The following is an 18,003-nucleotide window of genomic DNA, read 5'->3' on the forward strand; positions in this document are numbered from 1 at the left end:
TTCACCCATGGCGCGTATGTTCTTCAACGGCCAGGCGATGGTCGGCGGCCCCTTCCACGCCAAGGTCGCCGACTCGCTGATCGGGCCGGCCCGGACCGCCCCCGGCTACCGCTTCTTCTCCATCGACCACAGCGGTGGTACCGACGTCTGCCCGGGGCTGATGGCCGACCCGGCGGCGGACACCGCCATCGAGGGCGAGCTGTACGACATTCCCCTGGAGCGGCTGAGGGACGTCATCCTGCCGGGCGAACCGCGGGAACTGGAGCTGGGGGTGATCGAGCTGGAGGACGGCTCCGCGTGCCTGTCGATGCTGCTCTCCCGGGGCGAGCTGGAGCGCGGCGTCCACCGTGAGATCACCCACCACGGCGGCTGGCGTGCCTACCTGGCGTCGATCGGGCGTACGGCCTGACGGGGAGCAGGGAACAGGGAGCAGGGAGCAGGGAGCAGGGGGGCAGGCGGCAGGGAACAGAGAACAGCGAACAGAATTCAGAGAACAGATTTCAGCGAACAGATGATGAAAGTTGTCACCTGTTCGCTGAACTCCGTCCGCCGAACGCCGCGACCCCGGACCCTCGCCGTGGATCCGGGGCCGCGGTCCGCACACCCCTCGGGTGTACGGAGCCGGGGGCGCACCGTCCCTGGGCGCCCCCGGAGTGCGGGGTGGGTGGGCGTCAGACCGGACGGGCCGCCAGTTCGCGGGCGGCCCGGGCGCAGTCGCGCGCGATCCGGTCCTCGTCGACGGTGGTCAGCCGTCCCTTCTCGACCACCGCGTTGCCGTTGACGAACAGCATCGACAGCGGCGGCAGCGCCCCGAAGGTGAGCGCGGCGACCGGGTCGGCGATGGACGAGTGCATGATCCCGTCGACCTTCCACAGCGCCAGGTCGGCGAGCTTGCCGACCTCGATCGAGCCGATCTCGTCCTGCCTGCCGAGCACCCGGGCGCCGCCCATGGTGCCCAGGCGCAGCGCCTGCCGCCCGGTCAGCGCGGTGGGGGATCCGTGCAGCCGGTTGATCAGCAGGGCGTTGCGCAGCTCCGTACCCAGCTCGCCGGACTCGTTGGACGCGGTGCCGTCCACCCCGAGCCCGACCGGGACGCCGGCCCGGAGCATGTCGGGTACCCGGGCGATGCCGGCCGCCAGCCGGGCGTTGGAGGACGGGCAGTGGGCGACGCCGGTGCCGGTCTCGGCGAACTTGGCGATGTCGGAGTCGTCCATGTGCACGCAGTGCGCCATCCAGACGTCCTCGCCGAGCCAGCCCACCGACTCGAAGTAGTCGGTCGGCCCCATGCCGAACAGCTCCTTGCAGAAACGCTCCTCCTCGGCCGTCTCCGAGCCGTGGGTGTGCAGGCGGACGCCCTTGCGCCGGGCGAGTTCGGCGGAGCGGCGCAGCAGCTCGGTGGAGACCGAGAAGGGCGAGCAGGGTGCGAGCGCGACGTGCAGCATCGAGCCGAAGGAGGAGTCGTGGTACCGGTCCACGGCGGCCTCGGAGGCGGTCAGGATGGCGTCCAGTTCCTCGACCGCGTGGTCCGGCGGCAGCCCGCCGTCCTTCTTGGAGCGGTCCATCGAGCCGCGCAGCGCGGTGAAGCGCAGGCCGAGTTCCCGGACGGCCTCGACCGAGGCGCCGAGGACGTCGCCGCCGTCCTTCGGGAAGACGTAGTGGTGGTCGGAGGCGGTGGTGCAGCCGGACTTGAGCAGTGCGGCGGCGGAGCCCTGGCTCGCGGCGTGGACGAGCTTCTCGTCGATCCGCGCCCAGGTCGGGTAGAGGGCGACCAGCCAGTCGAACAGGATGTCGTCCTGGGCCAGGCCGCGGGTGATCCACTGGTAGAAGTGGTGGTGGGTGTTGACCAGTCCGGGGGTGGCCAGGTGGCCGTCGCCGTCGATCCGGCGCACCACGTTGTCCAGCCACGCGGGGGCGGGGCCGTCGCCCACCGCCTCGATGGTGTTGCCGAGCAGGACCACGTGGCCGCGGGCGTACTCGGTGTCGTTCGCGTCCACGGTGGCGATCGCGACGTTCTCGATCACGATCCGCTGGTCAGCGGGCGGGGGCTGGACTGCCATGGTGTGACTCCTAACGGAAGGGTCGGAAGGGGCGGGCACCGCAGGGGGCACGCGCTCCTCCCCGGGCGGTCAGGACGGTGTCACTGTCGGTGCCGTCGGCGCCGTCGCCCCCGTCGTGTCGGGGGCCTGGCCGGCCCCTGGCCGGCGGCCGGCACCGACGTGGTGGAAGAGCAGGTTGAGCAGGACGGCCGTCACGCAGCCGGCCGAGATCCCCGAGTGCAGCAGGGTCCGGGCGGCCTCCGGGAAGGAGTCGTAGAACGTCGGCACGGCGATCGGGACGATGCCCACGCCGAGCGAGACCGACACCAGGATGGTGTTCGAGCCGGACTCCAGGCCGGCCTCCGCGAGGGTGCGGATGCCGCTGGCCGCGACCGTGCCGAAGAGCACGATCCCGGCCCCGCCGAGGACGGGCTGCGGCACCAGGGAGACGACCGAGCCCAGCACCGGGAACAGCCCCAGCAGGACCAGGATGCCGCCGCCGGCCGCGACCACGAAGCGGCTGCGGATCCTCGTCAGCGCCACCAGCCCGATGTTCTGGGCGAAGGCGCTGGCGGCGAAGCCGTTGAAGACGGGGCTGAGCGCGGTGGCCAGACCGTCGGCCCGCAGGCCGGCGGCGAGGGTGGCTTCGTCCGCCTCGCGGTCGACGATCCTGCCGAGCGCGAGCATGTCGGCGGTGGACTCGGTCATCGAGACGACCATGACGATGCACATCGAGACGATCGCGGCGGCGTCGAACATCGGCGCGCCGAAGTGGAACGGGGACGGGAGCGAGAAGACGTCCGCGTCCTTGACCGCGCCGAAGTCGGCGAGCCCCAGCGGGAAGGCGATCAGGGTGCCGAGCGCCAGGCCGACGAGCAGCGACAGCTGCTGCCAGAAGCCGCGCAGCAGCCGGTTGCAGAGCACCACCGCGACGAGGGTGGCCGCGGCGAGGCCGACGGCCCGCATGGAGCCGTACCCGGGGGCGCCCGGCGAGCCGCCGCGCGCCCAGTTGACCGCCACCGGTAGCAGGGAGACCCCGATGAGGGTGATCACGGTGCCCTGGACGACCGGGGGGAAGAACCGGATGAGCTTGCAGAAGTACGGCGCCGCGAGGAAGCACAGCAGTCCCGCGACGATCACCGCTCCGAAGATCACCGGGAGGGCGTCCTTCGGGCCGCCCGTTCTCTCGACGGTGCCGTTGGCTATGGCGATCATGGGCGCGACCCCCGCGAAGGAGACGCCGTTCACGAACGGCAGCCGCGCGCCGATCTTCCAGACGCCGAGGGTCTGGAGGAGGGTGGCCAGTCCGGCGGTGAACAGGCTGGCCGAGATGAGCAGGGCGAGTTCGGCGGGGGAGAGCCCGACGCCGGCGCCGACGATGAGCGGGGGAGCGACGACCCCCGCGTACATCGCGGCGACGTGCTGGAGTCCGGTGGAGAGCAGCTTCGCCGTCGGCAGCAACTCGTCCACGGGGTGGGGTCCGGTCCGGGACGACTCGTCGGGGAGGTGGGCCGGCGTGTCGGGGAGGTGGGCCGGCGTGTCGGGGAGGTGGGCCGGTGGTCCGGCGAGCTGGGCCGGTGCGCCGTCCGGGCCGTGCGTTCTTGCCGGGGTGGAACCGCCGTCTGTACTGCTGGTGTTGCTGGGTGCCATGTCGAGCCCCTCTTGTGCCCGTGGCTCCCGGCGCGCCCGTGGCGCTGGAGAGCGGCTGCTGCTGATGCGGCCGAGGGTGGGACGGCGGTGCAAGGGCCCCTCGGCGGGCCTCTCCGGTGCCCCGGGCCGGCCGCCGTGAGGCAGACACGAACTCCGGTGGGTGGGGGTGGGGTTGGAGCGACTGCTGGTACGGGTGGCGCGGGGGGTGGGGTCGGTGGCGCGGTCCACCCGGACTCGGCCGGCCCGCGGGGGCCGGAGGGTGCGGCGATTCCGGGCGGTGTCCACCTGGCGGAGGAGTCAGGCGACCGGGATGACCGGGACGACGCCCTCGCGGTGTACGGTGCCCTCGATCAGGCCGTACATGCGGTCCGCGGCGAAGTAGACCTCGTTGTCGTTCTCGAGGCCGAACGGCTCCAGATCGACCAGGAAGTGGTGCTTGTTGGGCAGTTCGAGGCGGACCTCGTCGACCTCGGCCCGGTTGTTCAGGACCCGGCTGCCCATCGCGTGCAGGGTCTGCTGAAGCGAGTAGGAGTACGTTTCGGCGAATGCCTCCAGCAGATGCCGCTTCACCTGGGTGTAGGAGCGGTTCCAGTGGGGCTGGGCCTCGCCGTCCGCGCCGCTGTAGCCGAACTTCCAGCGGGCGGTGACCTGGGTGGCGAGGATGCGGTCGTACGCCTCCTGGAGGGTGGTGTAGTCGTCCTTGATGTAGCCCCAGAACTCGGAGTTGGTGGAGTTCATGACGACCAGGTCCTTCAGGCCGGAGACGACCTGGACGGACTCCCCGTCGTAGACGATCTCGCTGGTGCGGATTTCCTGGCCGCGGCGGACGAAGGAGTGGCCGACCTCCTCCGAGCCGATGAAGCGGGCCGAGCTGTCCGGCGTCCTGATCCGGTCCCAGGCGTACTCCTCGATCCGGATCCGGGCGCTGTGCACGACACCGCGCTCGGTGTCGTCGACGAAGTGGCGGGCCAGGAGGATGCCGAACGCCTCGGCGGACTCGATGCCGTGCTTCTTGGCGAAGGCGTAGACGGTGTTCTTGGTGGTGTCGGTGGGGAGGCAGTTGGCGTTGGACCCGGTGAGGTGGACGTCCTCGAACTCGCCGCGGAGCGCGACCGAGACGTTCAGGTCCTTGATCTCGTGCCGGGTGGAGCCGCGGTGGATCCGGACGATGCGGTTCTCCGCCTTGCCGTACTGGTTCTGACCGAGCACGTGGGCCATGACGTGGCTCCTAAGCTTGTCGAGGTCGGTCCTAGCTTCCGCGGTAGACCGAGTATCCGAACGGGTTGAGCAGCAACGGCACGTGGTAGTGGGGCTGTTCGGGCGCGACCGTGAAGACGACCGAGACCTCGGGGAAGAACGGCGGCTCGGCGGACCGGAGCGCGTGGTACGCGCCGGTGTCGAAGAGCAGCCGGACGACCGAGCCCGCCTCCACGGCCGGCAGGTCCCTGATCCGGCCGTCGGAGTCCGTGGCGGAGGTGCCGAGCACCTGCCAGCCACCCTCGGTGCGCAGTGCGAGCTCGACCGGGACGCCCGTGGCCGGGTGGCCGAGGCTGGTGTCGAGCACATGGGTGGAGATGCCGGTCATGGGCGAAGGAGCCTTACTGGTATCGGATATGAGGTCACATCAGGTCACATCAGGTCACCTGGCGGCGCCTGATGGAACGGCCGGCCGTGGTCGGTGCGGCGTGACGACGTGAGACGGCGCCGTGAACTGATTGTCCGTCAGGACGCGTCGAGCAGCCGGTCGAGCCGGATGTCGTTGATCTTGCGCAGCTCTCCACGGATGATCTCCGCCTCGGTTGCGGCGTCGTGGGGGTGGCGCTCGCGGAGGGCGGCGAGCATGTCGAGGGCGGTGCGGCCGGTCGCGCAGATCAGGAACACGTGGCCGAACTTGGCCTCGTAGGCGGCGTTGGCTTCGCGCAGCTGGTCGAGGACCGCCCGGTCCACGCCCCGGATTCCGGCCTGTTCGCGCTCGGAGGCGGCGTCGCCGGCTGTCGGCCTGCCGATCCGGGCGTGGCCGGCCATCGCGTCGTGGAGGTCCTCGACCGTCAGGGACGCCATGGCCGCCGCGTTGGCGGCGAGCAGGGCCTCGCGGTCGGACCAGGGCTTCGCCGCCGCGACGGCGGCGGCCCAGCGGGGGCTGGAGCAGACCTCCAGCAGGATCCCTTCAAGCTCCGCGGCGTCGGCGGAGGCCAGGGCGTCAAGGGCGTGGGGGTGGTTGGTCACGAGTGGACCTCCTGAAGAGTGGTGCCACCCGGAAAAGCTAGATCGACCCCACCCGGCCGTCAACACTTTGTTGAACGGTTGGTGGTTACGTTTCGAACCGGGCCGCGTTACCGGGCCCTCTGGTGTGCGATTCGCCAAGTGTGCCCCGCCGCAGGCCGATCCAGTCCTGCCGCGCCGGCGGGGTCACCCGTTCGGAAGCCCCTGGGGCGGGTCCGTGTGCGCCCCGCAGGGCGTCGAGCCGGGCGTCAGGACGACTTCGCGCCGTCCTGGCGGTTCAGGTAGTTGTACACAGTGAAGCGGCTGACGCCCAGGGCCGAGGCGACGGTCTCCACGCCGTGGCGGACGGTGAAGGCACCGCGCTCCTCCAGCAGGGCGACGACCCGCTGCTTCTCCAGCCGGTCGAGCTCGGCCAGCGGGCGGCCGTCGAACTGTCGGGTCATCTCGGCGAGCAGCCGGTCCAGCGCACTGCTCAGGTGCGGCAGCCGGACGGCCAGGGCGGGGGTGCCCTCCCACTCCAGGACCACGTCGTCGGGCTTCGCCTCGTCCAGCGGGACGGGCGTCGCGCCGACCGCGGCCAGCAGCGGCTTCACCGCGGCGGCGAGCGGGTGTTCCACGTTCCCGGTCACGGCGTACCGTCCTCCTCGCCCAGCACGCTGACCTGGACCGAGATCCGGGTGGCCCCGGCGTCCAGGCTCTCCTTGAGCAGCTTGGCCACCGCGGCGAGGACCTTCTCGGCCTCGCCCTCGGCGCCGGTGCCGAAGGGGCCGACCGACACGGCCAGGCCGGCCTCGTCGACGGCCTTGCGGGCCGCCGCGGCGTGCTCCGGGAACGTGTCCAGTTCGAACGGTTCTGTCGTGAACTCCACCATCAATCGCACGAGGTCACTGTAGCGAGCGGGGGTGCGGGTGGGGCAGGGGACGGCTGGTCGAACGGTCCGACCCGGGGTGAGGCGAACCGCCGGGCGGCTTCAACAAAATGTTGTGACTCCCTTGACACTCGCTCAGAGGCCCGGAGATGCTTCCACCACACAGAATCCCTCTTCCGGATCGTGGAAGTTGCGGATGATGGAAGAGAGATGAGAGGTGAGCGACGTGACGGCGGCCGCCCAGCACGGCTTCACGGTCAACCTGTCGATCCTGTTCGGCGAGCTGCCGCTCCTGGAGCGCCCCGCCGCGGCCGCCGCGGCCGGCTTCACCGCAGCCGAACTGTGGTGGCCCTTCGGCGCGGATCACGACCCGTCGCAGGCCGAACTGGACGCGCTGCGCAAGGCGTTCACCGACGCGGGGGTGCGGCTCACCGGCCTCAACCTCCTGGACGACCTGGGCAGCGGTGCCCGCGGAACCGTCTCGATTCCGTCCGAGCGGGACCGCTTCCGCGCCAACGTCCCGGTCGCCGCGGAACTCGCCGCCTCACTCGGCGCCACCGCGCTCAACGCGCTGTACGGCAACCGGGTCGAGGGCGTCGACCCGGCGGAGCAGGACGCGCTCGCGCTGGAGCACCTGGTGCTCGCCGCGCGGGCCGCGCACGGGATCGGCGCCGTCCTGCTGGTCGAGGCCCTGAACAGGGCCGAGTCGCCGGACTACCCGCTGGTCTCGGCCGCCGCCGCGGTCGAGGTGGTCGACCGGGTCAACGCTGCCACAGGCCTGGGAAACGCCAGGTTCCTCTGCGACCTGTACCACCTGGCCAGGAACGGTGAGGACCTGGCGGCGGTCATCGGAACCCACGCCGACCGCATCGGTCACGTGCAGATCGCCGACACCCCGGGCCGCAACGAGCCCGGCACCGGTGAACTGGACTTCGAGGACCTGTTCGCCCGGCTCACGGCCGCGGGCTACACCGGCCCCATCGGCCTGGAGTACCGGCCCTCCACCGGCGTCAGCGCCGACAGCTTCGGATGGCTGCCGCGCGAGCTGCGCGCCGCCCGGTAACGGCGCCGCCCCACCCGACCTCCCCCCTGCACACGTGAGGAACTCGACGCGATGAGCCGCAAGATCGCCTTCATCGGCCTCGGCATCATGGGCGGCCCGATGGCCGCCAACCTGGTCAGGGCCGGCCACCACGTCACCGGCTTCAACCTCACCCGGCCACCGATCGACGCCCTGGTCGCGGCCGGCGGCCACGGTGCCACCAGCATCGCGGACGCGGTGAGGGACGCCGAGGTGGTGATCACCATGGTCCCGGCCGACCCGCAGGTCGAGCAGGTCGTCCTGGGCGAGGGCGGGGTACTGGAGCACGCCGGGTCCGGCACCCTGTTGATCGACATGTCCTCGATCACGCCGCAGACCTCGACCAGGATCGAGGCCGCCGCCCGGGAGAAGGGCGTCCGCACCCTGGACGCCCCGGTCTCCGGAGGCGAGGCGGGAGCCGTCGAGGCCGTCCTGTCGATCATGGTCGGCGGTGCCGCCGAGGACTTCGCCGAGGCCAGGCCGCTGTTCGACGCGCTGGGCACCACGGTCGTCCACGTCGGCCCGACCGGCGCCGGCCAGACCGTCAAGGCCGCCAACCAACTGATCGTCGCGGCCAACCTCCAGGTGCTCGCCGAGGCCGTGGTGTTCCTGGAGAACGCCGGCGTCGACCTCGCGGCCGCGCTGGACGTGCTCGGCGGCGGCCTGGCCGGCTCCACCGTGCTCAACCGCAAGAAGGCGAACATGCTGAACCGCGAGTTCGCCCCCGGCTTCCGGATCGACCTGCACCACAAGGACATGGGCATCGTCACCGACGCCGCCCGCGCCGTGGGCGCCGCGCTGCCGGTCGGCGCCGTGGTGGCCCAACTGGTCGCCTCCGCCCGGGCCAACGGCGACGGCTCGCTGGACCACTCGGCGCTCCTGCGGGGCGTCGAGCGGCTTTCCGGGCGCGAGGCCGGATAGCACCTCCGGGGGCTCCCGCGCCGAGCCCCCGCCCCGAACTCCTCCTGGCGGCGTGTACCCATCCGGTCGTGCCCGCGCCGCCAGGAGGCCGGACCCGACCGGCGTGCGGGCCGGGGCTCATCCGCCCGCCCGCCGGTCGACCCGGAGCGGTGACGCGTACGTTCCCCTGGGGGCACTCCGGTCGTGCCCGTACCCGCCGCCGGGCCCCTCCCCACCGCGGATTCCGCCCCAACCACTCCAGCCGCCCCGGCGCCCCGGCCGAGCAGCTCGCTGCCACCGGCCGTCCGGGCTCATGCTGGACGCACGTCGTAGCGCCCCCCCGCCCGACCCGTACGGAAACGAGGACCGCGTCATGCCCCCCACCCCCCACCCGGGCCATGTGGTCGTCGCCCCCGACAAGTTCAAGGGCAGCCTGGAGGGCGCCGAGGCGGCGGCCAGGATCGCCGCCGGCATCCGTCGCGCCGCGCCCGGCACGGAGGTGCGCGAACTGCCCGTCGCCGACGGCGGCGAGGGAACCCTGGCCGCCGCGCTCGCGGCCGGGTTCACCCGGGTCCCGGCCAAGGTGACCGGCCCGACCGGACTGCCGGTGGACGCCGCGCTGGCCGTCCGGGACGACACCGCCGTGGTCGAGCTGGCGCAGGCCGCCGGCCTCGCCCGGCTGCCCGGCGGCCGTACCGCCCCGCTCTCGGCCGGGTCCTACGGGGTCGGCCAGCTGATCGCCAAGGCGGTCTCGCTCGGCGCGAAGCGGATCGTCCTGGGCCTCGGCGGCAGCGCCAGTACGGACGGCGGGGCCGGCCTGGTGCAGGCGCTCGGGGTGCGGCTGCGCGACGTCGACGGCGCCGAACTCCCGCCCGGTGGTGCCGCGTTGCGCCGGCTCGCGGAGATCGACCTCGGCCCGCTGGCCGACGCCCTGGGCGGGGTCGAGCTCGTGGTCGCCTGCGACGTGGACAACCCGCTGCTCGGGCCGCGCGGCGCCGCCGCCGTCTACGGCCCGCAGAAGGGGGCCGACAGCGAGGACCTGGTGGTCCTGGAGGAGGGGCTGACCCGGTTCGCCGACCTGGTGGCCGAGGCCACCGGGCGGGACGTCCGGGAGGCGCCCGGCGCCGGCGCCGCGGGCGGGGTGGGCTTCGCGGCCCTGGCCCTGCTCGGCGCCACCGTGCGACCCGGCATCGAGCTGCTGCTCGACCTGTTGGGCTTCGACGGGGCCGTGCGCGGGGCCCGACTCGTGGTGACCGGCGAGGGATGCCTGGACGCGCAGACGCTGCACGGCAAGGCCCCCGCCGGAGTCGCCGCGGCGGCCGCCCGGGCGGGGGTCCGGGTGGCCGCCGTCGCGGGCCGGCTGGAGCTCTCCGAGCCCGAGTGGCGGGCCGCGGGCTTCACCGCCGCGATCGCCCTGACCGACCTGGCCGAGCGGCCGGGGGAGAGCATGACCAGGGCCGCGGAGCTGGCCGAACTCGCGGGGGAGCGGCTGGCCGACCGACTGCTGGCGCGCTGAACCCTCGCACTCCCGTCCATTGACGTTTTGTTGAAGGCAGGCCTAGGCTCCCGGCAATCCCTCGCCACCTCGGGGTTCCACCTCCCGCGTTCCACCGCTCTCGAAGCACCCGCGAAGCGCCCTCGAACCATCCCGACTCCCAGGTTCCGGAGGTCTCCCATGCCTTTCAGCCAGCCGACGGTGATCCGCTCCCGGCGGGTGGTCCTGCCCGACGGCGAGCGCCCCGCGGACGTGCTGATCCAGGAGGGGAAGATCGCCCGGACGGCGCCGCACGGCTCGCTCACGGCCGGCGAGGGCGGGCTCGTCGACCTCGGCGACACCGCCCTGCTGCCCGGCCTGGTCGACACCCACGTGCACGTCAACGAGCCCGGCCGCACCGAGTGGGAGGGCTTCGCCACCGCCACCCGGGCCGCCGCGGCCGGCGGCGTCACCACGATCGTCGACATGCCGCTCAACGCGGTCCCGCCCACCACCACGGTGGCGGGGCTGGTGCTCAAGCGGAAGGCCGCCGAGGGCCAGGCCTGGGTCGACCTCGGCTTCTGGGGCGGAGCCGTCCCCGGCAACGTCGCGGACCTCGAACCGCTGTACCGGGAGGGCGTGTTCGGCTTCAAGAGCTTCCTCGCCCCCTCCGGGGTGGACGAGTTCCCGCACGTCGAGGCCGCCGACCTGGAGGCTGCGCTGGCCGAGCAGGCCCGGATCGGGGCGCTGGCGATCATCCACGCCGAGGACCCGGCCGTGCTCGCCGCCGCCCCGCAGCAACCCGGCGTCCACTACCGGGACTTCCTGGCCTCTCGGCCCGCCGACGCGGAGACCGCGGCCGTCGCCCGCCTGCTCGACACGGCCCGGACCACCGGCGCCCGGGTGCACATCCTGCACGTCTCCTCCGCCACCGTGCTGCCGCTGCTGCGGCAGGCCCGCGAGGACGGCGTCCGGGTGACCGCCGAGACCTGTCCGCACTACCTGACCCTGGCGGCCGAGCAGGTGCCGGACGGCGACACCGCCTTCAAGTGCTGTCCGCCGATCCGCGACGAGGCCAACCGGGACGCGCTCTGGGAGGCCCTGGCGGACGGCGAGTTCATCGCCGTCGTCTCCGACCACTCGCCGTCCACCCCCGACCTCAAGCTGCTGCCCGAGTACGGCGGAAGCGGTGACTTCGCGGCCGCCTGGGGCGGTATCGCCTCGCTCCAGCTGGGCCTGCCGGCCGTCTGGACCGAGGCCCGCCGACGCGGCCACACCCTGGCGGACGTGGTGCGCTGGATGTCCGCCGGACCGGCCGAACTGGTCGGCCTCACCGGCACCAAGGGCGCCATCGCCGTCGGCCACGACGCGGACATGGTCGCCTTCGACCCGGACGGCGGGTTCACCGTCCGGACGAGCGGGCTGCACCACCGCAACCCGGTGACCCCCTACGCCGGCCGGACCCTCACCGGCGCGGTGCGCGCCACCTGGCTGCGCGGCCGCGAGGTGGACCCGGCGGCCCGGCCCTTCGGCCGGCAGCTTGCCCGGCGCCCGCTCCCACCCCGCCTCCACCCCACCCTTGCCCCTACCCCCACCCCCACCACCGCCCCGTCCGAACGCGTCTGAGGAGAGCCAGTGACCACTGCCGACACCCCGAGTGCTCGCTTCACCGAGCTGGTCGACCTGGCCTCCCGACCGCTCGGCGCGGGCGTCGTCGCCACCAACGACGACACCTTCGCGGACGCCGAGAACCTGCTGGTCGCCGCGCCGGCCGAGTTCCGCCCGCACACCTTCGGCCACAAGGGCCAGATCATGGACGGTTGGGAGTCCAGGCGCCGCCGCGGCGTCTCCGCCGACCGGCCGCACCCTACCGACCAGGACCACGACTGGGCGATCGTCCGGCTCGGCGCCGCCGGGGTGGTGCGCGGCGTGGTCGTGGACACCGCCCACTTCACCGGCAACTACCCGGAGTCCGCCTCGGTCGAGGCCGCGTCCGTCCCCGGCCACCCCTCGCCCGAGGAGCTCCGGGAGGCCGAGTGGACCACGATCGTGCCGCGCACCGGGCTGAAGGGCGACACCGCCCACGAGTTCGCCGTCGCGGACGGCACCCGCTACACCCACGTACGGCTGAGCATCTTCCCGGACGGCGGCGTCGCCCGGCTACGGGTGCACGGCGAGGTGCTGCCCGACCCGCGCGAACTGGACGGTCTCACCTTCGACCTGGCCGCCCAGGAGTACGGCGGCGTGGCCGAGGCGGCGTCCGACCGCTACTTCTCCTCCCCGCACAACCTGAACGCTCCCGGCCGCGCCTCCGTCATGGGCGACGGGTGGGAGACCCGGCGTCGGCGCGACAAGGCCAACGACTGGGTGCGGATCGCCCTGGCCGGGGGCGGTGAGGTCCTGGCCGTCGAGGTGGACACCTCCTGCTTCGTCGCCAACGCCCCCGGCTGGGCCGACCTGATCGGCTTCGACGCCTCGACCGGGGCCGACCCGGCGCACGGCGAGTGGTTCGAACTCCTGCCCCGCACCCGGCTCCAGCCCGACACCCGGCACCGCTTCCGGCTCGCCGGCGGCCGTCCGGTGACCCACGTGCGGATCAACGTCCACCCGGACGGCGGGCTGGCCCGACTCCGGCTCACCGGCCGTCTCACCGAGGCCGGCCGCACCGCGCTCGCACTGCGCTGGTTCAACGCCCTCCCGGCCGCCGAGGCCGTCGCGGCCCTCACCGGATCCGGCCGCACCGCCGACGAGGCCGCCGCGCTGACCGCCGCCCGTCCGGTGACCGACCCGGTGGCGGCCTCGACCGTCGTCCGGAGCCTGCTCGGGGACTGACGGTCGGTCGGCTGCGTGAGGCTCCGGCAGGCGGGGCCTCGCCGCAGAACCTGACGAGACGTCACTTCTCGCTCCGAGTGCTGCTGCCCTTATCGACATCCGAAGGACCCGCCATGCCCAAGATCCTGACCACGGAGTCCGGCGCCCCGGTCGCCGACAACCAGAACTCGGCCTCGGCCGGCGAGTACGGCCCGCTGCTGATCCAGGACCAGCACCTCCTGGAGAAGCTGGCCCGGTTCAACCGCGAGCGCATCCCGGAGCGCGTCGTGCACGCCCGCGGCTCCGGTGCGTACGGCTACTTCGAGGTCACCGACGAGGTCGCGCGGTACACCCGGGCGGGCTTCCTCTCGGAGGTCGGCAAGCGCACCGAGGTCTTCCTGCGCTTCTCCACCGTGGCCGGCAACCTGGGCGCCGGCGACGCGGTGCGCGACCCGCGCGGCTTCGCGGTGAAGTTCTACACCGAGGAGGGCAACTACGACCTCGTCGGCAACAACACGCCGGTGTTCTTCATCAAGGACCCGATCAAGTTCCCCGACTTCATCCACTCGCAGAAGCGGGACCCGTACACCGGTGTGCAGGAGGCGGACAACGTCTGGGACTTCTGGGCCCACTCGCCGGCCTCGACCCACCAGATCACCTGGCTGTTCGGCGACCGCGGCATCCCGGCCTCGTACCGCCACATGAACGGCTACGGCTCGCACACCTACCAGTGGGTCAACGCCGACGGTGACGCCTACTGGGTGAAGTACCACTTCAGGACCGACCAGGGCATCCGCTGCCTGGACGCCGACCAGGCGGCCGGGGTGGTCGGCGGCGACGCCGACTCGCACCAGCGCGACCTCCACCAGGCCATCGAGCGCGGGGTGTTCCCGTCCTGGACCCTCCACGTCCAGCTGATGCCGGTCGCCGAGGCCGCGGACTACCGCTTCAACCCCTTCGACGTCACCAAGGTCTGGCCGCACGCCGACTACCCGCTGGTCAGGGTCGGCCGCCTGGTGCTCAACCGGAATCCGGAGAACGTCTTCGCCGAGGTCGAGCAGGCCGCGTTCTCGCCGAACAACTTCGTGCCCGGCATCGGCCCGTCCCCGGACAAGATGCTCCAGGGCCGCCTGTTCGCCTACGCGGACGCCCAGCGCTACCGCCTCGGGGTCAACCACACCCGGCTGCCGGTGAACGCCCCGCGCGCCACCGAGGCCGACAACTACGGCCGGGACGGGCGGATGGCCGTCGACAGCGCCGGTCGCGGCAGGAACTACGAACCCAACTCGTACGACGGCCCCGTCCAGACCGGCGACGCGCTGGCCGCGCCGGTCGGGGTGACGGGCCGCACCGGCACCCACCCCACCCCGGCGCACCCCGAGGACGACGACTTCTTCCAGGCCGGCGAGCTGTACCGGCTGATGTCGGCCGACGAGCGGACCCGGCTGATCGGCAACCTCGCCGGCTCCCTGGCGCAGGTCTCGCGCGACGACGTGGTGGAGCGGAACCTCGCCCACTTCCGCGCGGCGGACGAGGAGTACGGCGCCCGGCTGGCCGCCGCCGTCGCCGAGTTGCGGGAGGGCGACGAGGCCTGACCCGGCAGCCGGAGGGCGGGGCCCCTTCCCCCTCCCGGTGGCGGGGCCCGCGGTGTCAGCCCAGGTCGGCCGGGGGGTCGGCACGGATTGTCCACGGATATGTACGGACGGCAGCGGTCGGAGCCGCCGGGTGGATAGGCTGGTGGCGTGCCCGCGGTCGCTCCGTGGGGGGACATCGGAAGGGGACGACATGTCGACACCAGCCCCGGGTCGTCACGCCGCGCTTGATCAGGGCCCGACGGGCCCGTTCACCTCCTCCAGTACGCCCTCAGACTGCTGGAGGCGGTCGACCGCCACCCCGACGGCACCACCCTGGTGGCCCTCGCCCGGGAGACCTCGCTCGGGCTGCCCACCGTGCGCCGGCTCGCCGAGATCCTGGAGGTCGAGGGCTATCTCCAGTGCCAGGACGGCGGTTGGCTGCTGGGCGGCACCTTCGCCCTGCTCGGCCAGCACAACCGGGAGCAGCTGGTGAAGGCCCGACTCAACCGCAAACTCGCCGAACTCCGGGACGAGTTGGGGGCAGCGGTGTACTTCAGTCGGTACCACGACGGCGAGTTGTCGGTGGAGGCGGTCTCGGCCGCCGACCACGCGCCGGCCGTGCAGGAGTGGGTGGACTTCCGGGCCACCGCGCACGCCAGCGCGATCGGCAAGTGCCTGCTCGGCCAGCTGGACGCGGACGCGCGGCGCGACCACCTCTCCCGGCACCCGGTCGCCCGGCTCACCTCCCGCACCGTCACCGACGCCGACCAGCTGATGCACCGGCTGGAGCGGCAGCCCGCCACGGTGCCGGTGCTGGACATCCAGGAGTACGCGCTGGGGACGGTGTGCGCGGCGGTGCCGATCACGGCGGGCAGTACGGTCGGCTGCCTGGCCACCTCGATGCCGGCGGACAACATCCACAAGCTGAAGGCCGCCGCCGAGCTGTTGGCGGCCCGGGCGGCGCCGCTGATGCTGGCGATGGCGGTCTGAGCGCCGCCCGGCCGGAGGGCCCCGTCGGACGCGTGCCGTCCGGTGGGGCCCTCGGGCTTTCCCCGCAGCCCGAACGCGTGTTCAGGGGTGGTGTCCGTCCGGCCGTGGCGGTGGTCCGCCCTGCCGCGGCCCGGCGCGCGGCACTTATTAGACTCGATGTCGATAAGACCCGCCGAACCCCTTGTCCCCACGGCTACCCGCGAGTACGTTTCCCTGGAGCCGAGCCGCCGCCCCCAGGTCAGGAGGGCCTGCCATGCCCCGTTCCACCCCCGTCCCCGCCCTCGCCGCCCCCGCCGCGCGCGTGCACGACAGCCTCGTCCTGGAGCCCCGGGACGTCCGCTTCGACTGGAGCCGGCTGCCGCTGCACTGGATCCCGGACGAGCCGATGGCCACCCACGTCATCAACGTGCTGCACCTGCTGCTGCCCGAGGGGGAGCGGTGGTTCGTCAGGGTGTTCAAGGAGGCGCTGCCGCTGATCCGCGACGAGCAGCTGCGCGAGGAGGTCCTCGGGTTCATCGGGCAGGAGGCCATCCACGCCGAGGCGCACCAGGAGGTCCTGGACCACCTGCTCGGCCAGGGGCTCGACCCTCGGCCGTACGTCCGGCAGATCGCCTGGCTGTTCCAGCGCGTCCTCGGCGACAAGCCGGGGCTGCCGCCGGCCCGGCGGCGGGAGAACGTCATCGAGCGGGTCGCCTTCATCGCGGCGATCGAGCACTTCACCGCCTTCCTCGGCGACTGGGCGCTCAACTCCCCGGGCCTGGACCGGGCCAAGGCCGACCCGACGATGCTGGACCTGCTGCGCTGGCACGGCGCGGAGGAGGTCGAGCACCGCAGCGTCGCCTACGACCTGATGGTCCACCTGGACCCGGGATACCTGCGCCGGGTGCGCGGGATGGTGGTCTCCGGACCGCTGCTGGTCCACCTCTGGGTGCGCGGCGCCCGCTTCCTGCTCGCCGCCGACCCCACCCTGAAGGGGCGGCTCAAGCCCACCTGGCGGGAGGCGGGGCGGATCGCCAGGCGCGGACTGCTGCCGGACCCGGTCAGGTCGGTCCGCTCCGGGCTGCGCTACCTGCGGCCGGGCTACCACCCGACCCAGGAGGGCTCGTCCAGTCAGGCGCTGGGCTACCTCGCCACCTCCCCGGCCGCCCGGGCGGCCGCCGGGCGCGGCTGACAGATGACGGGTTTCAGGTTTCAGCGAACAGAAAACGTTTTCTGTTCGCTGAAATCTGAAGGCTGAAATCTGAAACCTGTCAGCTGTCACCCCTCCGCCCCGCCCCCCGACGCCCAAGGACCCCGCCGGATGGACCTGCTCACCCCGCCCCCCGATCTCTACGGCCGCCCCCGCGCCGACGGCTTCATGCGCCGGCTCACCGCCTTCGGCGACCGCTACTCCCCGGCCCTCGGCGGCCCGCTGCTGCGCCGCAACCCCCGCCGCCCGCTCAGCCGCCCCACCCCGCCGCTCCAGCTGGTCGTCGCCGGGCGCCGCCAACTGGCGGCCGATGTCGTCGAGTTGCGCCTGGCCGATCCCTCCGGCGGTCCGCTGCCCGGCTGGCAGCCCGGCGCCCACCTGCGCCTCGTCCTGCCCTCCGGCCGCGAGCGCCACTACTCCCTCAGCGGTGACCCAGCCGACCGCGCCGCCTACCGCATCGCCGTCCGGCGGCTGCCCGAGGCCGGCGGTGGGTCCGTCGAGGTCCACGACGCCCTGCACCCCGGCACCCGGCTCACCGCCCGCCGCCCGCGCAACGGCTTCGCCTTCTGCGCCGAGCCCACCGTCCTCCTGCTGGCCGGCGGCATCGGCATCACCCCGCTGCTCCCGATGGCCCGCGAGGCGCAGCGGTACGGTCTGGACTGGCGCCTGGTGCACGTCGGCCGCAGCGCCGACACCCTCCCGTACACCGACGAGCTGCGCGCCCTCGACCCGCACCGGGTGGTGCTGCGCACCGACGACGAGCACGGCGGGGTCCCCACCGGCGCCGAACTGCTCGACCATGCCCCGCGCGGCGCCGCCGTCTACTGCTGCGGCCCGGCCCCGATGCTCACCGCCGTGCAGCGGGCCCTGGACGACTCCCCGGCCGTCTCCCTGCACTTCGAGCGCTTCGGCGCCGCCCCGGTGACCGACGGCGAGCCGTTCGCCGTCCGCCTCGGCACCGACGGTCCGACCCTCGACGTCCCCGCCGACCGCTCCGCCCTGGACGTGCTGCGCGAGGCCCGCCCGGACCTCCCGTACTCCTGCCACCAGGGCTTCTGCGGCACCTGCGAGGTCCGGGTGCTGGCCGGCCCGCCCGACCACCGGGACCGCCGCCTCACCCCCGAGCAGCGTGCCGCCGGCGCCCTGCTGCCCTGCGTCTCCCGGGCCGCCGGTGGCGAGACCCTCGTGCTCGACCTCTAGAAGGAGC

General features: G+C 73.1%; 17 protein-coding genes. 10 read left to right on the forward strand and 7 right to left on the reverse strand.

Annotated features, from left to right (window positions below; all coding sequences use genetic code 11):
• The first annotated feature begins 7 nt into the window (after window positions 1–7).
• Window positions 8–409, forward strand: a complete 402-nt coding sequence (locus ACZ7RU_RS23100; RefSeq protein ID WP_470342824.1) for an allophanate hydrolase-related protein — start codon at window positions 8–10, stop codon at window positions 407–409.
• A gap of 262 nt (window positions 410–671) precedes the next feature.
• Here ACZ7RU_RS23100 and ACZ7RU_RS23105 read toward each other — a convergent pair whose 3' ends face one another.
• The 7 genes from ACZ7RU_RS23105 to ACZ7RU_RS23135 all read right to left on the reverse strand — a co-directional run bounded on the left by ACZ7RU_RS23105 (window position 672) and on the right by ACZ7RU_RS23135 (window position 6,780).
• Entirely contained in the window at window positions 672–2,057 is a 1,386-nt protein-coding gene (locus ACZ7RU_RS23105; protein ID WP_470342825.1) for an 8-oxoguanine deaminase, read from the reverse strand.
• A 69-nt stretch (window positions 2,058–2,126) separates the two neighbouring features.
• Window positions 2,127–3,686, reverse strand: coding sequence for a nucleobase:cation symporter-2 family protein (locus ACZ7RU_RS23110; RefSeq protein ID WP_470342826.1), 1,560 nt, complete (start codon window positions 3,684–3,686; stop codon window positions 2,127–2,129).
• 297 nt (window positions 3,687–3,983) lie between these two features.
• A complete protein-coding gene (pucL, locus tag ACZ7RU_RS23115; RefSeq protein ID WP_470342827.1) occupies window positions 3,984–4,904 on the reverse strand; it encodes a factor-independent urate hydroxylase in 921 nt (306 codons plus the stop codon).
• Window positions 4,905–4,935: 31 nt separating this feature from the next.
• Window positions 4,936–5,271: a hydroxyisourate hydrolase gene (uraH, locus tag ACZ7RU_RS23120; protein WP_470342828.1), complete on the reverse strand. Its 336-nt coding sequence runs from the start codon at window positions 5,269–5,271 to the stop codon at window positions 4,936–4,938.
• 137 nt (window positions 5,272–5,408) lie between these two features.
• Window positions 5,409–5,912 (reverse strand): 2-oxo-4-hydroxy-4-carboxy-5-ureidoimidazoline decarboxylase, encoded by a 504-nt coding sequence (uraD, locus tag ACZ7RU_RS23125; RefSeq protein ID WP_470342829.1) that lies wholly within the window; start codon window positions 5,910–5,912, stop codon window positions 5,409–5,411.
• A 245-nt stretch (window positions 5,913–6,157) separates the two neighbouring features.
• On the reverse strand, window positions 6,158–6,538 hold the full coding sequence (locus ACZ7RU_RS23130) for a helix-turn-helix domain-containing protein (RefSeq protein ID WP_470342830.1): 381 nt from the start codon (window positions 6,536–6,538) through the stop codon (window positions 6,158–6,160).
• Window positions 6,535–6,780 carry a thiamine-binding protein gene (locus ACZ7RU_RS23135; RefSeq protein ID WP_470342971.1) on the reverse strand — a complete coding sequence of 82 codons (246 nt, stop codon included), beginning with the start codon at window positions 6,778–6,780 and terminating at the stop codon, window positions 6,535–6,537. The genes ACZ7RU_RS23130 and ACZ7RU_RS23135 overlap by 4 nt, the downstream gene beginning before the upstream one ends.
• Before the next feature lie 214 nt (window positions 6,781–6,994).
• On the opposite strand from ACZ7RU_RS23135, the gene ACZ7RU_RS23140 reads away from it, so the two are divergent.
• The 9 genes from ACZ7RU_RS23140 to ACZ7RU_RS23180 all read left to right on the forward strand — a co-directional run bounded on the left by ACZ7RU_RS23140 (window position 6,995) and on the right by ACZ7RU_RS23180 (window position 17,996).
• Entirely contained in the window at window positions 6,995–7,840 is an 846-nt protein-coding gene (locus tag ACZ7RU_RS23140; RefSeq protein WP_470342831.1) for a TIM barrel protein, read from the forward strand.
• Window positions 7,841–7,891: 51 nt separating this feature from the next.
• Window positions 7,892–8,779, forward strand: a complete 888-nt coding sequence (locus ACZ7RU_RS23145; RefSeq protein ID WP_470342832.1) for a 2-hydroxy-3-oxopropionate reductase — start codon at window positions 7,892–7,894, stop codon at window positions 8,777–8,779.
• A gap of 352 nt (window positions 8,780–9,131) precedes the next feature.
• Complete coding sequence (locus tag ACZ7RU_RS23150) at window positions 9,132–10,274, forward strand: glycerate kinase (protein WP_470342833.1); 1,143 nt, start codon at window positions 9,132–9,134, stop codon at window positions 10,272–10,274.
• 159 nt (window positions 10,275–10,433) lie between these two features.
• Complete coding sequence (gene allB / locus ACZ7RU_RS23155) at window positions 10,434–11,858, forward strand: allantoinase AllB (protein ID WP_470342834.1); 1,425 nt, start codon at window positions 10,434–10,436, stop codon at window positions 11,856–11,858.
• 9 nt (window positions 11,859–11,867) lie between these two features.
• Window positions 11,868–13,064: an allantoicase gene (gene alc / locus ACZ7RU_RS23160; RefSeq protein ID WP_470342835.1), complete on the forward strand. Its 1,197-nt coding sequence runs from the start codon at window positions 11,868–11,870 to the stop codon at window positions 13,062–13,064.
• A gap of 113 nt (window positions 13,065–13,177) precedes the next feature.
• Window positions 13,178–14,638 (forward strand): catalase, encoded by a 1,461-nt coding sequence (locus ACZ7RU_RS23165; RefSeq protein WP_470342836.1) that lies wholly within the window; start codon window positions 13,178–13,180, stop codon window positions 14,636–14,638.
• A gap of 273 nt (window positions 14,639–14,911) precedes the next feature.
• Complete coding sequence (locus ACZ7RU_RS23170; protein WP_470342972.1) at window positions 14,912–15,607, forward strand: IclR family transcriptional regulator; 696 nt, start codon at window positions 14,912–14,914, stop codon at window positions 15,605–15,607.
• 253 nt (window positions 15,608–15,860) lie between these two features.
• Window positions 15,861–16,778: a metal-dependent hydrolase gene (locus ACZ7RU_RS23175; protein WP_470342837.1), complete on the forward strand. Its 918-nt coding sequence runs from the start codon at window positions 15,861–15,863 to the stop codon at window positions 16,776–16,778.
• A 129-nt stretch (window positions 16,779–16,907) separates the two neighbouring features.
• The gene (locus ACZ7RU_RS23180; protein ID WP_470342838.1) at window positions 16,908–17,996 is read left to right on the forward strand and encodes a PDR/VanB family oxidoreductase; all 1,089 of its coding nucleotides are present in this window, start codon (window positions 16,908–16,910) and stop codon (window positions 17,994–17,996) included.
• Window positions 17,997–18,003 lie beyond the last annotated feature (7 nt).

This window comes from Kitasatospora sp. NPDC114501 (genome assembly GCF_055633695.1).

Coding starts and splice junctions, on each gene's coding strand:
- pucL (WP_470342827.1), bottom strand. CDS start 4,904: ATGGCCCACGTGCTCGGTCAGAACCAGTACGGCAAGGCGGAGAACCGC.
- ACZ7RU_RS23150 (WP_470342833.1), top strand. CDS start 9,132: ATGCCCCCCACCCCCCACCCGGGCCATGTGGTCGTCGCCCCCGACAAG.
- ACZ7RU_RS23165 (WP_470342836.1), top strand. CDS start 13,178: ATGCCCAAGATCCTGACCACGGAGTCCGGCGCCCCGGTCGCCGACAAC.
- ACZ7RU_RS23135 (WP_470342971.1), bottom strand. CDS start 6,780: ATGGTGGAGTTCACGACAGAACCGTTCGAACTGGACACGTTCCCGGAG.
- allB (WP_470342834.1), top strand. CDS start 10,434: ATGCCTTTCAGCCAGCCGACGGTGATCCGCTCCCGGCGGGTGGTCCTG.
- ACZ7RU_RS23110 (WP_470342826.1), bottom strand. CDS start 3,686: ATGGCACCCAGCAACACCAGCAGTACAGACGGCGGTTCCACCCCGGCA.
- uraH (WP_470342828.1), bottom strand. CDS start 5,271: ATGACCGGCATCTCCACCCATGTGCTCGACACCAGCCTCGGCCACCCG.
- ACZ7RU_RS23105 (WP_470342825.1), bottom strand. CDS start 2,057: ATGGCAGTCCAGCCCCCGCCCGCTGACCAGCGGATCGTGATCGAGAAC.
- ACZ7RU_RS23100 (WP_470342824.1), top strand. CDS start 8: ATGGCGCGTATGTTCTTCAACGGCCAGGCGATGGTCGGCGGCCCCTTC.
- ACZ7RU_RS23145 (WP_470342832.1), top strand. CDS start 7,892: ATGAGCCGCAAGATCGCCTTCATCGGCCTCGGCATCATGGGCGGCCCG.
- ACZ7RU_RS23180 (WP_470342838.1), top strand. CDS start 16,908: ATGGACCTGCTCACCCCGCCCCCCGATCTCTACGGCCGCCCCCGCGCC.
- ACZ7RU_RS23175 (WP_470342837.1), top strand. CDS start 15,861: ATGCCCCGTTCCACCCCCGTCCCCGCCCTCGCCGCCCCCGCCGCGCGC.